The organism is Streptomyces sp. P9-A2 (assembly GCF_036634175.1).
GTDB lineage: Bacteria > Actinomycetota > Actinomycetes > Streptomycetales > Streptomycetaceae > Streptomyces > Streptomyces pratens.
The window spans coordinates 7,123,430-7,137,606 of record NZ_JAZIFX010000001.1; the positions used below are offsets into that span (position 1 = coordinate 7,123,430).

The following is a 14,177-nucleotide window of genomic DNA, read 5'->3' on the forward strand; positions in this document are numbered from 1 at the left end:
CAATGCCTTTCGTGCGCGCTCGGGTCCTGAGGGCCGGCCGACGCGCACCGTCGGCCGGCCCCCGGTCCACTCACCTCATGAACCGCCCCCCAACAACCCCGCCGCCCGCGCCCAGCGGTACTTCGCCCCGAGGACCGCCACCGGCCGCTCCGTCGTGTACGGGTACGCCACGACGCCCCGCTCGAAGAGGTACCGGCACGCCTCCTCGACCTCCACATCGCCCGCCAATGACGCCACCACCGGCTTCTCGACGCCCCGTTCACGGAACTCCGCCACCACCCGCGCGGTGAGCTCCGCGAACACCATGGGAGGCGTGACGATGGTGTGCCAGTAACCGAGGACGAGCGCGTGGACGCGCGGATCCTCCAGCCCCAGCCGGATCGTCGCCTCGTACGTCGACGGCGGCTCGCCCCCGGTGATGTCCACCGGGTTGCCGGCCGCCCCGAAGGGCGGAATGAACGCGCGGAACGCCGCGTCCAGATCCGGCGGGATCTCCATCAGCGACAGCCCGTTGTCCGTCACCGCGTCCGACAGCAGCACCCCGCTGCCGCCCGCCCCCGTGATGATCACGACGTTGTCGCCCCTCGGGGCGGGCAGCACCGGCAACGCGCGCGCGTACTCGAGCATGTCGCCGAGACCCGGCGCGCGGATCACCCCGGCCTGCCGCAGGATGTCGTCGTACACGGCGTCGTCGCCCGCCAGCGCGCCGGTGTGCGAGCCCGCGGCCCTCGCGCCCGCCGCCGTACGCCCCGCCTTCAGCACCACGACCGGCTTCTTCGGCACCGTCTCGCGCGCGGCCCGCACGAACGCCCGCCCGTCCTTGAGATCCTCCAGGTGCATGGCGATGCAGTCGGTGCGCGGGTCCTGCCCGAACCAGGTCAGCAGGTCGTCCTCGTCCAGGTCCGACTTGTTGCCCAGCCCGACGATCGCCGACACACCCGTCCGCGTGGTGCGCGCGAACCCCAGGATGGCCATCCCGATACCGCCCGACTGCGACGTCAGCGCGACCCCGCCCTTGACGTCGTACGGCGTGCAGAACGTGGCGCACAGGTCGTGCCACGTCGAGTAGTAGCCGTAGATGTTGGGTCCGAGCAGCCGGACGCCGTGCCGCTCGGCGATCGCCACGATCTCGTCCTGGAGCTCCTGCTCCCCGGTCTCCGCGAACCCGGAGGGGATGAGGACGGCGTTCGGGATCCCCTTGCGCCCCACCTCCTCCAGCGCCGCGGCCACGAACCTGGCGGGAATCGCGAAGACCGCCACATCCACCTCACCGGGGACGTCCGTGACACTCTTGTACGCCTTGCGGCCCAGAATGTCATCGGACTTGGGGTTCACCGGATGGATCTCCCCGGCGAAGCCGCCGTCCACCAGGTTGCGCATCACCGAGTTGCCGATCTTGCCCGGCTCGGCGGAGGCGCCGATCACGGCGACCGAACGCGGCTGCATCAGCCGCCGCATGGAGGCGAGGATCTCCTCACGCGAGTACTGGCGGCGCTCCTTCGGCACCTCGGTCGCCAGGATCACCCGGATGTCGGCGGCGACCGCGCCGTCCGGTGTGGCGATCACCGGGTTGAGGTCCACCTCGGCGATCTCCGGGAAGTCCGCGACGAGTTGCGACACCCGGCGGATCTGTTCGGCGAGCGCCCACCGGTCCACACCGGCCTGCCCGCGCACCCCGCGCAGGATCTCCGCCGCACGGATCGAGTCCAGCATCGACAGCGCCTCGTCCGCGTCCACCGGGGCGAGCCGGAAGGTGACGTCCTTGAGCACCTCGACGAGCACCCCGCCGAGCCCGAACGCCACCACCTTCCCGAACGTCGGGTCCGTGACCGCCCCGACGATGACCTCCTGCCCCTGCGGCAGCAGTTCCTGCACCTGCACGCCGTCGATCCGGGCGGCAGGGTCGTACGCGCGCGCGTTCTCCACGATCCGGCAGAACACCGCCCGCACGTCGGCCGCGCCCTCCACCCCGACGATCACACCGCCGGCATCGGTCTTGTGCAGGATGTCCGGTGAGACGATCTTCATCACGACGGGCCCGCCGAACCGCGCCGCGTACGCCACGGCCTCGTCGACGTCCGTCGCCAGCTCCTCACCCGGTACGGCGATCCCGTACGCGTCCGCCAGCACCTTGCCCTCGGGGGCGGTGAGCGAGGTGCGCCCCTCGGCGCGCACCGCCTCGAGCAGCGCGCGCACCCGGAGCGTGCGGTCCTCGGCCATCACCTGATCTCCTTCGAGGATGCCCCGGCCTTCAGGCCAGGGTGGGGGCACGTGATCGGGTAGAGCGTCTGCCGTGCGTGGCGAGAACCGAGCGCGCATACCGTGTCGATCGAGAACCAGGACGGCACACCCGAGCCTTGCTCGACAAACCGGGAAGGTTCCGTCCCGGCTGGTGTTGAGGGAGTAGGACCTTGCAGGTCGCTGACCTGCGGGGCTTCCTGAGCCAGGAATCCCCCCGCTTGAGCTGGGGGAGGGTTCAAGTCAGATCACCCCGTTCGACTTGAGCAGGCGCAGTTCCTCGTCACCGAGGCCGAGTTCGCCGACGAACACCTCTTCGTTGTGCTCGCCGAGCAGCGGGGAGGCGACCACGTCGACGGGGGAGTCGGAGAGCTTCAGCGGGCTGCCGACGGTGACGAACTCACCGCGCTCGGGGTGCGGGACGGTGACGACCATCCCGTTCGCCGCCAGCGAGGCGTCCTCGATGATCTCCCTGGTGGACAGGATCGGCCCGCACGGGATGTTGTGCGCGTTCAGCCGTTCCAGCACCTCCCACTTGGGCAGCGTCGAGGACCACTCCTCGATCAGCTGGAACAGCTTGCCGAGCTTGGGCAGCCGGGCCTGCGGCGTCGCCCAGTCGGGGTCCTCGGCCAGCTCCGGCCGGCCGATCAGCTCACTGAGCGGCTTCCAGCCGACGGGCTGCACGATCACGTACACGTAGTCGTTCGGACCGCCCGGCGCGCACTTGACCGCCCAGCCGGGCTGCCCGCCGCCGGACGCGTTCCCGGACCGGGGGACCTCGTCGCCGAAGTCCTCGTTGGGATATTCGGCGAGCGGACCGTGGGCCAGGCGCTGCTGGTCGCGCAGCTTCACCCGGCAGAGGTTGAGCACCGCGTGCTGCATGGCCACGTTCACCCGCTGCCCGCGCCCGGTGGACTCCCGCTGGAACAGCGCGGCGAGGATGCCCGCCACCACGTGGATGCCCGTGCCCGAGTCCCCGATCTGGGCGCCCGTCGCCAGCGGCGGCCCCTCCTCGAAACCGGTGGTCGACATCGCCCCGCCCATGGCCTGCGCGACGACCTCGTACGCCTTGAAGGCGGTGTACGGACCGTCGCCGAACCCCTTGATGGAGGCATAGACGATCCGTGGGTTGATCTCCTTGATGCGGTCCCAGGTGAAGCCCATCCGGTCGACGGCGCCCGGCCCGAAGTTCTCGACCATGACGTCCGAGCGCCGGATCAGCTCGGTGAGGATCTCCTTGCCGCGCTCGGTCTTGGTGTTGAGGGTGATGCTCCGCTTGTTGCAGTTGAGCATCGTGAAGTAGAGGGAGTCGACGTCGGGGAGGTCGCGCAGCTGTGTGCGCGTGATGTCCCCGGTCGGGGCCTCCAGCTTGACGACGTCCGCGCCGAGCCAGGCCAGCAGCTGGGTCGCGGAGGGCCCGGACTGGACATGCGTCATGTCCAGGACGCGGACCCCGTCGAGGGCCTTGGCGGGGAGTGCGCCCGTGGCGGCGGATATGGCGGTGGGCGTGCTCGTGGCGGTCTCGGTGGTCACCGGGGTCACCTCACTTGTACATGGTCTGGTTCATGGTTCCGGGGGCGTACGCGTCCGGGTCGACCCAGACGTTGATCAGGGACGGCTTGCCCGACTCGCGGGCCCGGCGCAGCGCGGGGCCGATGTCGGCCGGGTCGCGGACCTCCTCGCCGTGCCCGCCCAACATCTGCGCGAACTTGTCGTACGGGACGTCGCCGAGGGTGTTGCCGACCCGCTCGCGCTCCTTGCCGTACTTGGCGGCCTGGCCGTAACGGATCTGGTTCATCGAGGAGTTGTTGCCGACGATGCCGACGAACGGCAGGTCGTAGCGGACGAGGGTCTCGAAGTCCCAGCCGGTCAGCGAGAAGGCGCCGTCGCCGAAGAGGGCGACGACCTCCTTGTCGGGCCGCGCCTGCTTGGCCGCGAGCACGAAGGGGACCCCGACGCCGAGCGTGCCGAGCGGGCCCGGGTCCATCCAGTGGCCGGGTGACCTGGGCTGCACGACCTGCCCGGAGAAGGTGACGATGTCGCCGCCGTCGCCGATGTAGATCGAGTCCTCGGTGAGGAAGTCGTTGATCTCGCCGACCAGCCGGTACGGGTGGATGGGTGAGGCGTCCGACCTGAGCTGCGGCAGCCGCTTCTCCAGCGCCGTCTGCTCGGCGGCCCGCAGTTCGTCCAGCCACTCCTTGCGCCGCGAGGCACCACCGTTGACCCGGCCGGACGCCGCCTCGGTCACCGACCTCAGCACCAGTCCCGCGTCGCCGACGATGCCGAGGTCGATGTCGCGGTTCTTGCCGACGGTGCGGTAGTCGAGGTCGATCTGCACGACCGTCGCGGTGGGGGAGAGCCGCTTGCCGTAGCCCATGCGGAAGTCGAAGGGCGTGCCGACGATCACGATGACGTCGGCGTTGGTGAAGGCGTACCGGCGGGAGAGCTGGAAGTGGTGCGGGTCCCCGGGCGGCAGGGTGCCGCGCCCCGCGCCGTTCATGTACGCGGGGATGTTGAGGGCGCGGACGAGTTCGACGGCCGCCTCGGTGCCCCGGGTGGTCCACACCTGGCTGCCGAGCAGGATCGCCGGCTTCTCGGCGTGCACCAGCAGATCGGCGAGTTTCTCGACGGCCTCGGGGTCGCCGGGCGAGCGCGTCGAGGTGCGGTAGGCCCCCTGCCGCGGTACGCGCGCCGTGGACGCCGGGACCTTGGCGTCCAGGACGTCCCGCGGGATCTCCAGGAAGGAGGGGCCGGGGGCGCCGTGGTAGCACTCGCGGAAGGCCATCGACACCATGTCCGCGGCCCGCGCCGTGTGCGGCACGGTCGCCGCGAACTTGGTGATGGGACTCATCATGTCGACGTGCGGCAGGTCCTGCAGGGACCCCATCTTGTGCTGGGACAGGGCCCCCTGACCACCGATCAGCAGCATGGGGGACTCGGCCCGGAAGGCGTTGGCCACCCCGGTGACGGCGTCGGTGGTGCCCGGGCCCGCGGTGACGACCGCGCAGCCCGGCTTGCCGGTGATGCGCGCGTAGCCGTCGGCCGCGTGCGCGGCGACCTGTTCGTGACGTACGTCGACGACCTCGATGCCCTCGTCGACGCAGCCGTCGTAGATGTCGATGATGTGGCCGCCGCACAGCGTGTAGATGCGGTCGACGCCCTCGGCCTTGAGGGCCTTGGCTACGAGATGACCGCCGGAGACCAGGTCCTGTGTGTCGTCGGGCATGGCGAAGTCCTGTCCCTTCATAGGGGTGGGAACGCTCTCGTGTACTGCTCTCGTGCACCGCTCTCGTGCACCGCTCTCGCAGTACATTGCATACAGTCGACGAATACTGTATGAAGCTTGTTATCCCGCATCCCATGGGAGGTGTCCAGGGGGTGCGCTGCACTTTTCCGCCGCCGGACTCCGGGCCGCCTCCCATCCCTCCCCGCGACCTTCCGGCAGCCTTCCGTCGTCTTCGCAGACAGGAGCCGAGATGGACCTGTATGAACATCAGGCACGCGAACTCTTCGAGGAACACGGCATCGTGGTGCCGGCGGCCGAGGTCACCGACTCGCCCAAACAGGCCCGCGAGATCGCCCGCCGGCTCGGTGGCCGTGTCGTCGTCAAGGCGCAGGTCAAGACCGGCGGACGCGGCAAGGCGGGCGGCGTGAAGCTCGCCGCCGACCCGGCCGCCGCCGAGCTGACGGCACGCCAGATCCTCGGCATGGACATCAAGGGCCACACCGTCGGCAAGGTCATGCTCGCCCGCCCCGTCGACATCCGGGACGAGTTCTACGTCTCCTACGTCCTCGACCGTGCGGCCGGCCGCTTCCTCGCGATCGCCTCCGCCGAGGGCGGCATGGACATCGAGGAGGTCGCCGCCACCCGCCCCGAGGCCGTCGCCCGCATCCCCGTCGACCCCGCCGAGGGCGTCACCTCGGCGACCGCGGCCCGCATCGCCGACGCGGCCGGCCTGCCGCCGCAGTCCGTCGACGTCCTGGTCCGGCTGTGGGAGGTCCTCGTCCGCGAGGACGCCCTGCTGGTCGAGGTCAACCCGCTCGTCCGCACCGGCGACGGACGGATCATGGCTCTCGACGGCAAGGTCACCCTCGACGACAACGCGCGCTTCCGACAAGCACGTTGGGGTACCGAGGACACCGGCCACGAGGACCCGCTGGAGGTGGCCGCGGTGGCGAAGGGCCTCAACTACGTCAAGCTGGACGGCGAGGTCGGCATCATCGGCAATGGCGCCGGCCTGGTCATGTCGACCCTCGACGTCGTCGCCGGCTGCGGGGCCCGACCAGCCGACTTCCTCGACATCGGCGGCGGGGCGTCGGCGCAGATCATGGCGGACGGACTCTCCGTCATCCTCTCCGACCCGGCCGTGAAGTCCGTCTTCGTCAACGTCTTCGGCGGCATCACCGCCTGCGACGCGGTGGCCGACGGCATCGTCCGGGCCCTCGGCACCGTCCGGCTGACCAAACCGCTCGTCGTCCGCCTCGACGGCAACAACGCGGCCCGAGGCCGCGCCATTCTCGACGCGCACGCGCACCCGCTCGTCGAGCAGGTCACCACCATGGACGGCGCGGCGCACCGCGCGGCCGAACTCGCCACCACAGCCTGAGGAGACCGGTCATGGCGATCCACCTCACCAAGGAGAGCAAGGTCCTCGTCCAGGGCATGACCGGCGGCGAGGGCATGAAGCACACCCGGCGCATGCTCGCGGCCGGCACCGACGTCGTCGGCGGGGTCAACCCGCGCAAGGCCGGCCGGAGCGTCGACTTCGACGACCGTGCGGTGCCCGTCTTCGGATCGGTCGCCGACGGTATACAGGCGACCGGAGCCGACGTCACGGTCGTCTTCGTACCGCCGGCCTTCGCCAGGTCGGCCGTCGTCGAAGCGGCCGACGCCGGAATCGGCCTGGCCGTCGTCATCACCGAGGGCATCCCCGTCCACGACTCCGTCGCCTTCACCACCCACGCACGGCGCAAGGGCACCCGGGTCATCGGCCCCAACTGCCCCGGCCTGATCACCCCCGGACAGTCCAACGCCGGCATCATTCCGGCCGACATCACCAAGCCGGGCCCCGTCGGACTGGTCTCCAAGTCCGGCACCCTCACCTACCAGCTCATGTACGAGCTGCGGGACACCGGCTTCTCCACCTGCGTCGGCATCGGCGGCGACCCCGTCGTCGGCACCACCCACATCGACTGCCTCGCCGCCTTCCAGGACGACCCCGACACCGACCTCGTCGTCCTCATCGGCGAGATCGGCGGCGACGCCGAGGAACGCGCGGCGGCCTACATCCGCGAGCACGTCACCAAGCCGGTCGTCGCCTACATCGCGGGCTTCACCGCACCCGAGGGCCGTACCATGGGACACGCAGGCGCGATCGTCTCCGGCTCCTCGGGCACGGCACGGGCCAAGAAGGAAGCGCTCGAAGCCGTCGGTGTCCGGGTGGGCGGCACCCCCACGGAGACGGCACGGCACGTGCTCGCCGTCCTGGAAGCGGGGCGGTGACCCCGGCCCGTCCTTTCGACCGCCACCACCCCAGCCGGGGGCGGCCCCAAGGGCCCCCTTCTCTCGACTGTGCACCGAGAGCGGAGCGAACCGCATGGCATCCACCCCGACCACCCCGACAGCCTCATCCGCTGCGACGGCCCCACCCACCCTCACCCTCAAGGCCGGCACCTCCTGGACCGACGCCTGGCAACGCTGCCTCGCCGTCGCCCCCGAGGCATTCCGGGACGACCGAGTCCTCAACCTCTGGAACGCCGCCTGGCAGGCCGACGGCCGGACGCTGCCCGCCGCCAGCCCCGTCGACGGCAGCCCCGTCGCGGGTCCGCCGCGCCTGGACCCGGTCACCGCCCGGCGCGCCGTACACGCCGCGCTCGACCAGCACCGCGCCTGGCGGCACGTCCCGCTGCCGGAACGCCGGGCCCGCGTCGGCGCCACCCTCGACGCCCTCACCGAGCACCGCGAACTGCTGGCCCTGCTCCTCGTCTGGGAGATCGGCAAACCCTGGCGGCTCGCCCAGGCGGACGTCGACCGGGCCATCGACGGCGTGCGCTGGTACGTCGACGGCATCGACGGGATGCTCGACGGCCGGACCCCGCTGGACGGACCCGTCTCCAACATCGCGAGCTGGAACTACCCGATGAGCGTGCTTGTCCACGCCCTGCTGGTCCAGGCACTGGCGGGCAACGCGGTCATCGCCAAGGCCCCCACCGACGGCGGCGTCGCCTGCCTGACCCTGGCCTCGGCGCTCGCCGCCCGCGAGGGCATTCCCGTGACCCTCGTCAGCGGCAGCGGGGGCGAGCTGTCGGAGGCGCTGCTGCGGGCGCCCGAGATCGGCTGCGTCTCCTTCGTCGGCGGCCGCTACACCGGCGCCGCCGTGGCCACGGCCGTCGCCGACCTCGGCAAGCGGCACATCCTCGAACAGGAAGGACTCAACACCTGGGGCATCTGGAACCACTCGGACTGGGACACGTTCGCGGCGGTCGTGCCCAAGCTCTTCGACTACGGCAAGCAGCGCTGCACGGCGTACCCGCGCTTCGTCGTCCAGCGGCAGCTGTTCGACGAGTTCCTGGCCGCGTACCTGCCCGCGGTGCGCACGCTCAGGGTCGGCCACCCGCTCGCCGTGGAGCACCCCGACGACCCCTTCCCGCGCCTGGACTTCGGCCCGGTGATCAACGCGGCCAAGGCGAGGGAACTGCGCGACCAGGTCGCCGAGGCCGTCGAACGCGGCGCCGTGCCCCTGCATCGCGGCAGGCCCGAGAACGCCCGCTTCCTGCCCGGCCAGGACACCTCGGCGTACGTCCAGCCCGTCACGCTCCTCGCCCCGCCCCGCTCGTCCCCGCTGCACCACGCGGAGCCGTTCGGACCGGTCGACACGATCGTCCTCGTCGACACGGAGGCGGAACTGCTCGCCGCCATGAACGCCTCCAACGGCGCGCTGGTGGCCACCCTGTCCACGGACGACCGGGCCACCTACGACCGGCTCGCCCCGCAGATCCGCGCCTTCAAGGTCGGCCACGGCACACCACGCTCCCGGGGCGACCGCGACGAGCTGTTCGGCGGGTTCGGCGCGTCCTGGCGCGGCGCGTTCGTCGGCGGCGAGCTTCTGGTGCGGGCCGTGACCCAGGGTCCTGCCGGTGAGCGGCTGCCGGGCAACTTCCCGGAGTACCAGCTCATGCCGTGACGGAGGGCTGGGCCCCCGACAGTCGTTCCGCCACCCGGTCCCGGCCCTCCGTCCAGGGACACGGAAACGCAGGTGAAAGGCACTGCGAAACCTTGATATGGTTGTCCACGTCGCCGCACGGGATCACTCCTGACAAGGCGGCAGACACCTGGTCCGGGTGGCGGAATGGCAGACGCGCTAGCTTGAGGTGCTAGTGCCCTTTATCGGGCGTGGGGGTTCAAGTCCCCCCTCGGACACTCGCTGTGGCGATATGAAAGCAAGGGTCTCAACCTGACGGTTGGGGCCCTTTCTTCGTTTTCGTGAAGCGCCCGCGAAAACGACACTGCGGCCCTCTTCCCTCATGCGCGGGGGAAGAGGGCCGCAGTGGGTCGCGGACGGTTCAGCGGGCCGCGGTGGCGGCGGGGGACCCGTCCCGGTCGGTGGCGTCGACGCCGGCGGGGGTCTCGCCCTCGTCGAGGGCGATGTCCTTGGTCTCCTTGCCGATGAGCAGCGCGACCAGAGTCAGCAGCGCCATCGAGGAGAGGTAGACGCCGACCAGCCGCGGCGAGCCGTCGGCGGCCTCCCACAGCGCCACCGCTATGAACGGGGCGACGGCCGCGCCGAGGATCGAGCTGACGTTGTACGAGATGCCCGAGCCGGTGTAGCGCACGCTCGTCGGGAAGAGTTCCGGCAGGAGCGCGCCCATCGGGCCGAAGGTCATGCCCATCAGCGTGAAGCCGAGCACCAGCCACAGCACCACGCCGAGCGTGCCCATGCCGATCAGCGGCACCCACACCAGCCCGAAGACCAGGATCGCGACGGTGACCCAGATCAGGGTGGCGCGCCGGCCGTACTTGTCGGCGAGCGGCCCCGAGACCAGGGTGAACGCGGCGAAGAACAGCACCCCGAAGATCAACATCAGGACGAAGGTGGTGTAGCTGTACCCCAGGCCGGGCACGGCGGCGTCCGTCGAGGTACGGCCGTAGCTGAGTGAGAACGTGGTCATCAGGTAGAAGAGCACGTACGTCGCCAGCATGAAGAAGGTGCCGAGGATCAGCTGCTTCCAGTGACTGCGGAAGACGGTGGCCAGCGGCAGCTTCCGCACCAGCCCGGCCTCACGGGTCTTGGAGAAGACCGGCGCCTCGACCAGGCGCATCCGCACCCACAGGCCGATCGCGACCATGACGGCCGAGAACAGGAACGGGATGCGCCAGCCCCAGGTCAGGAAGGCTTCGGAGGGCTGCGAGGGGTCGGCGCCCGCGCTGGACGGCAGGAGAGCGCCGATGATCAGGAAGAGGCCGTTGCCGATGATGAAGCCGAGCGGGGCGCCCAGTTGCGGGAACGTGCCGTAGAGGGCGCGCTTGTTCTTCGGGGCGTTCTCCGTGGCGACCAGCGCGGCGCCGCTCCACTCGCCGCCCAGCGCGAAGCCCTGGGCGAGCCGCATCAGCACCAGCAGTGCGGTGGCGATCCAGCCGGCCTGCGCGTAGGTGGGCAGCACGCCGATGAGGAAGGTGGCGATGCCCATGGTGAGAAGCGACGCCACCAGCGTGCCCTTGCGGCCGAGCCGGTCGCCGAGGTGCCCGAAGACGACGGCGCCGATCGGGCGCGCGACCATCGCGGCACCGAACACCGCGAACGACGAGAGCAGCGCCGTGGTCGGGTCGCTGTTCGGGAAGAAGAGCGAGGGGAAGACCAGGACCGCGGCGGTCGCGTAGATGTAGAAGTCGTAGAACTCGATCGTCGTGCCGATGAGGCTCGCGACGAGGACGCGGGACCGCGAGTTGGCGGGGGCCTGGGCCGGGCTGGTGGTTGATGCGGACATTTCTCAGTCTTTCGCACGAGGGCGGAGAGCAGGCGCCGGCGGTATGCCGCCGACGGCCCGCCCGACAGCAGCGTCTTCCCGGGGGAAGGCCGTGTGTACGGTGCAGGTATCTCGAGGTTCTCAAACATCCCACCTGCCGGTCAGCCCGTATCGATATGTGGGACGAACTTGAGGTGCCTGGCGCCCTGAGCGCGCACGGGAGGACCAGGGGAGTCGGCTCCCTGCCCTCAGGCTCCCTGTCCCCACGCCGATGGCCTGGACGCCGGTCGAGAGCGACTCCGTGCGGTGAGGACGGCCGACCCCGGTGGTGTTTCTGGGCCCGGGGAGCGAGCCGGGGCGGACGGGAGTCGCGCCGGGGCGGACCCGGAGAGGCCGGGCGGGCGCGCGCGAACGGCCTGCGGCGCGGGCCCGGGAGGAATCCCCGGGCCCGCGCCGCAGGCCGTCGTCATGTCGCCGCACCGGAGTGCCGCCGGATCGAGGCGATCGAGGCCATCGAGGTCATTGAGACGGTGCCGGAAGGGCCGGATCAGTCGCCGGTCTCGGCCTCCACCGGCTTCGGGATCATGAAGGACGTCGCGAAGGCGGCGGCCAGGATGACGACTCCGGCGATCATGCCGGCGGTGTAGTCGGAGGGCGACGTGGGATCGTCGGGCAGGGCCGCCGTCTTGACCGCGTACAGCAGCGCGAAGCTGAGACCGGCACCGAGGTTGAACGCCCCCGCGTTCAGGCCGGGCAGGAATCCCGGGTTCTCCTTGGGGGACAGGACGATGCCGAGCCCGTTGAGCACGATGTTCGCCACGCCCGCGTAGGCGACGCCGACCAGGACCGAGGCCAACAGCAGCATGACGCGGGACTGGGAGTCGATCGTCAGGATCATCAGGACGACCGCTGCTACGGCTCCGATCAGCCCGAACCGCAGGATGCGGCTGTACCCGAAGGTGGCGGCGAGCCGGCCGGCGAGGGGTCCCATGGCCAGGCCGGCCAGGGCGTACGGCGTGAGGGTCCACCACGCGGACTGTTCGGCGCTCATGCCGAGTCCGGCGTTCCCGTCCTGGGCGAGGGCCGGGATCAGCCCGTTCATGACGGCGAACACGCCCGTCATGGTGAGCAGGGTGGTCAGCAGGGTCGCCCAGGTCGAGCGCTGCTTCAGGTGCCGGGTGGCGACCAGCGGATGCCCGCTGCGGTTCTCGGTCCGCCAGAACAGACCGAAGACGACCGCCGCGACGACGATGAGGGCCGCGACGAGGAGCCAGTCGGCGTCGGCGAGCTTGCCGGCCTCGTTCAGCGCGATGAGCAGCGAGCCGACCGACACGACGAGGAGTGCGACGCCGGGCCAGTCCATCCGGGTCGCGGCGGGCGCCTTGGTCTCGGGAGTCAGAGTGGCGACCAGAACGGTGGCGAGGACCGCCACGACGGCCATCGTCCAGAAGACCGACCGGAAGCCGTAGTTGTCGGCGAGGTAGCCCCCGGCGAGGGCGTCGACACCGGCGATGCCGCCGTTGACGGCGGTGATCACACCGAGCAGGGTGCCGTACCTCTTCGGTTCGGTCACCTCCTGCCGCAGCATGATCAGGCAGAGGGGAACGACCGGGCCGGACACGCCCTGGATGATGCGGCCGACGAACAGCACCGGCACGCTCGGCGCCAGTGCGGCGACGACGCAGCCGACGGCCATCAGGGCCAGCATCCCGGCCAGGACCTTGCGCCGGCCGATGACGTCGCCCAGCCTCGGCAGGAAGAGCGAGAACAGTGCCGCCGAGGTGAAGAACGCGGTCTGGGTGAGCCCGATCTCGGCCGAGCTGGCCCCGAAGCTCTCCTCGATGTTCTTCAGCGCGGGGCTGAGCATGCTGGCGTTGAGCTGGAAGGCGAAGCAGGCCGAGAGGAGTGCGGCGAGCAGCACACCCACGCGGGTGGTGCGCCGGCCCGGCGCCTCGCCGGGCCGGCTCATGGTGGCGGGTGCGCTCATGCCTCGACGTCACCGATCCGCTCGAGGGCGTCCACCACGAGGTCCCAGAACCGCTCGCGGTCGAGCTCGACCGCGACCTGGGTGTGGCAGTCGGCCGGCGCCGGGGCCCGGAAGTCCGTCACGGTCATGCCCAGGGTCAGGCCACCGGTGAGTTCGACGTCCACGGGAGCCTTGCGCACTGTCATGACGTTCGGGTCGATCACGTACGCGACCGCGCACGGGTCGTGCACGGGCGGGTGCTCGAAGCCCTGCGCCTCCTTGTAGGTGGCGCCGAAGAAGTCCAGCAGTTCGCCGACGAACTGGGCGGGCTTGGTGCCGACCGCCGCGATCCTCTCGGCGACCTCGGGCGTCGCCAGCGCCTGGTGCGTCAGGTCGAGGCCGACCATCGTGACCGGCCAGCTCTCGTTGAAGACGATGTGGGCGGCCTCGGGGTCGATGATGATGTTGAACTCGGCGACCGCGCTCCAGTTGCCCTCGTGGTAGCCGCCGCCCATCAGGACGACCTCGCGGACCCGCTCGACGATGCGGGGCTCCTTGCGCGCGGCGAGGGCGATGTTCGTCAGCCCGGCCGTCGGGACGATGGTGATCTCGCCGGGCTCGTGCGACATCACCGTGTCGATGATGAGGTCGACGGCGTGCCGGCGGTCCAGCTCGAGGGTCGGCTCGGGCAGTACGGGGCCGTCCAGACCGGTCTCGCCATGGATGTCCGGTGCCGTCTCGATGGCCCGCACCAGCGGCCGCGGGCAGCCGGCGGCGAAGGGCACGCCGGTGATCCCGGCGATGCGCGCCACGGACAGGGCGTTGCGGGTCACCTTCTCCAGCGTCTGGTTCCCGACCACGGTCGTGACGGCGACCAGGTCGATGTCGGGGTTGCCGTGCGCCAGCAACAGTGCGATGGCGTCGTCGTGCCCGGGGTCGCAGTCGAGGATGATTTTCCTGGTCATCGGAAGAGCCCCTTCGCTCTAGCGGGTCTGTGAGGAGGTGGATC

Annotated in this window: 9 protein-coding genes and 1 tRNA gene; 4 read left to right on the forward strand and 6 right to left on the reverse strand. The window is 70.7% G+C overall.

Features of this window, described 5'->3' with window-relative positions; translation table 11 throughout:
- Window positions 1-75 precede the first annotated feature (75 nt).
- The 3 genes from V4Y04_RS32165 to V4Y04_RS32175 form a co-directional block, all read right to left on the reverse strand.
- Complete coding sequence (locus V4Y04_RS32165; RefSeq protein WP_332431862.1) at window positions 76-2,220, reverse strand: acetate--CoA ligase family protein; 2,145 nt, start codon at window positions 2,218-2,220, stop codon at window positions 76-78.
- Between the two features lie 261 nt (window positions 2,221-2,481).
- On the reverse strand, window positions 2,482-3,735 hold the full coding sequence (frc, locus tag V4Y04_RS32170) for a formyl-CoA transferase (protein ID WP_332433076.1): 1,254 nt from the start codon (window positions 3,733-3,735) through the stop codon (window positions 2,482-2,484).
- 46 nt (window positions 3,736-3,781) lie between these two features.
- Entirely contained in the window at window positions 3,782-5,464 is a 1,683-nt protein-coding gene (locus V4Y04_RS32175) for a thiamine pyrophosphate-binding protein (RefSeq protein WP_332431863.1), read from the reverse strand.
- A gap of 250 nt (window positions 5,465-5,714) precedes the next feature.
- Between V4Y04_RS32175 and sucC the strand changes: the two genes are divergently transcribed.
- The 4 genes from sucC (at window position 5,715) to V4Y04_RS32195 (ending at window position 9,658) form a co-directional block, all read left to right on the forward strand.
- On the forward strand, window positions 5,715-6,845 hold the full coding sequence (sucC, locus tag V4Y04_RS32180) for an ADP-forming succinate--CoA ligase subunit beta (RefSeq protein ID WP_332431864.1): 1,131 nt from the start codon (window positions 5,715-5,717) through the stop codon (window positions 6,843-6,845).
- 11 nt (window positions 6,846-6,856) lie between these two features.
- Window positions 6,857-7,741, forward strand: coding sequence for a succinate--CoA ligase subunit alpha (gene sucD / locus V4Y04_RS32185; protein ID WP_332431865.1), 885 nt, complete (start codon window positions 6,857-6,859; stop codon window positions 7,739-7,741).
- 94 nt (window positions 7,742-7,835) lie between these two features.
- The gene (locus V4Y04_RS32190) at window positions 7,836-9,422 is read left to right on the forward strand and encodes an aldehyde dehydrogenase family protein (protein WP_332431866.1); all 1,587 of its coding nucleotides are present in this window, start codon (window positions 7,836-7,838) and stop codon (window positions 9,420-9,422) included.
- Window positions 9,423-9,573: 151 nt separating this feature from the next.
- Window positions 9,574-9,658: transfer RNA gene (locus V4Y04_RS32195), tRNA-Leu, on the forward strand.
- A gap of 143 nt (window positions 9,659-9,801) precedes the next feature.
- Here V4Y04_RS32195 and V4Y04_RS32200 read toward each other — a convergent pair.
- The 3 genes from V4Y04_RS32200 to uriH all read right to left on the reverse strand — a co-directional run bounded on the left by V4Y04_RS32200 (window position 9,802) and on the right by uriH (window position 14,133).
- Entirely contained in the window at window positions 9,802-11,223 is a 1,422-nt protein-coding gene (locus V4Y04_RS32200; protein WP_332431867.1) for an MFS transporter, read from the reverse strand.
- A gap of 526 nt (window positions 11,224-11,749) precedes the next feature.
- Entirely contained in the window at window positions 11,750-13,189 is a 1,440-nt protein-coding gene (gene uriT, locus V4Y04_RS32205; RefSeq protein WP_332431868.1) for a uridine transporter UriT, read from the reverse strand.
- Complete coding sequence (gene uriH, locus V4Y04_RS32210; RefSeq protein ID WP_332431869.1) at window positions 13,186-14,133, reverse strand: uridine-preferring nucleoside hydrolase UriH; 948 nt, start codon at window positions 14,131-14,133, stop codon at window positions 13,186-13,188. The genes uriT and uriH overlap by 4 nt, the downstream gene beginning before the upstream one ends.
- Window positions 14,134-14,177 lie beyond the last annotated feature (44 nt).

Bases quoted from the DNA above. Each gene is read 5' to 3' on its own strand.
- V4Y04_RS32175 (WP_332431863.1), bottom strand. From the start codon at position 5,464: ATGCCCGACGACACACAGGACCTGGTCTCCGGCGGTCATCTCGTAGCC.
- uriT (WP_332431868.1), bottom strand. From the start codon at position 13,189: ATGAGCGCACCCGCCACCATGAGCCGGCCCGGCGAGGCGCCGGGCCGG.
- sucD (WP_332431865.1), top strand. From the start codon at position 6,857: ATGGCGATCCACCTCACCAAGGAGAGCAAGGTCCTCGTCCAGGGCATG.
- V4Y04_RS32200 (WP_332431867.1), bottom strand. From the start codon at position 11,223: ATGTCCGCATCAACCACCAGCCCGGCCCAGGCCCCCGCCAACTCGCGG.
- V4Y04_RS32165 (WP_332431862.1), bottom strand. From the start codon at position 2,220: ATGGCCGAGGACCGCACGCTCCGGGTGCGCGCGCTGCTCGAGGCGGTG.
- sucC (WP_332431864.1), top strand. From the start codon at position 5,715: ATGGACCTGTATGAACATCAGGCACGCGAACTCTTCGAGGAACACGGC.
- uriH (WP_332431869.1), bottom strand. From the start codon at position 14,133: ATGACCAGGAAAATCATCCTCGACTGCGACCCCGGGCACGACGACGCC.
- V4Y04_RS32190 (WP_332431866.1), top strand. From the start codon at position 7,836: ATGGCATCCACCCCGACCACCCCGACAGCCTCATCCGCTGCGACGGCC.